This is a genomic window from Microbacterium sp. Bi128, assembly GCF_918698205.1.
On the sequence record NZ_CAKKMM010001657.1, the window covers coordinates 1 to 1044 of the forward strand.

General features: G+C 69.0%; 2 protein-coding genes. One reads left to right on the plus strand and one right to left on the minus strand.

All coding sequences use genetic code 11. From position 1 onward, the window contains the following. A partial coding sequence (locus LQV45_RS35310) for a PfkB family carbohydrate kinase (RefSeq protein ID WP_230012709.1) occupies positions 1-698 on the plus strand: 698 nt, incomplete at its 5' end. 5 nt (positions 699-703) lie between these two features. Here LQV45_RS35310 and LQV45_RS35315 read toward each other — a convergent pair. Further along, positions 704-1044, minus strand: a 341-nt coding sequence (locus LQV45_RS35315; protein ID WP_253074610.1) for a PEP-utilizing enzyme, incomplete at its 5' end; no start/stop codon positions are given.

Below are 1044 nucleotides of genomic sequence, written 5' to 3' on the forward strand. Positions count from 1 at the left end.
CATCTACGGCCCTCGCCACCCTGGGATCTGACGGTGCCGCCGAATACGCCTTCTCGATCACCTGGGCAATCAGTGGGGCGTCCCTCCCGGCCCTCGCTGCCGTCAAAGGTTCCACCCACATCCACACGGGATCTATCGCTACGGTGCTCCCGCCGGGGGAGCAGGCAACCCTTGCCCTGGTAGAGGCCGCCCGGGAGCACGCGACGACCAGTTTCGATCCCAATTGCCGGCCCGCGATCAGTCCCGATGCGGCTGCGGCACGCCGGCAGGCGGAAGTGTTCGTGGCGGCGAGCGACATTGTCAAAGCCAGCGACGAAGACCTGCGCTGGCTCTACCCGGACCGGGCACCGGAAGAATCCCTGCAGGCCTGGCTGGAACTGGGGCCGGCGGTGGTGGCCCTGACGCGCGGAGCCTCAGGCCCGGTCATCCTGTCCGGAAACGGGCGGGTCGAGATGGCAGCTGAACCGATCCGAGTGTCAGATACTGTGGGCGCCGGTGATTCCTTCATGGCGGGGCTTATTTCCGGACTCGCCAAACTTGGAGCGCTCGGGGCGGAGGGAAGACGGCAACTGCAGACCCTGACCCTGGATCAGCTCCACGCAGTCGCCTCGTACGCGAACCGTGCAGCGGCGATCACCTGCTCCCGGAAGGGCGCCAATCCTCCGTGGTCGGCGGAACTCGGGGAACTGTCCTGGTGACGCGGTCAGTCTGCGACCGTGACGGTGCCGGCGTCGCCGTCAACGCGGATCCGTTGGCCGCTGGTGAGCCGCTGGGTGGCCACGCCTGTGCCAAGCACGGCCGGGATGCCGTACTCGCGGGCAACGATCGAGCTGTGGCTCAACGGCCCGCCGACGTCGGTCACCACGGCGGAGGCCATCGCGAACAGCGAGGTCCAGGCCGGGGTGGTGATGCGGGCTACCAGGACGTCCCCGGGCTCCATCAGACCGAAATCCTGCGGGCCCCTCAGGACGCGGGCCGAGGCGGTGACCCGGCCGGCGCTGGCGCCGACGCCCTTGATGACGTCGCCGAGCTGGTCCCGTGGGC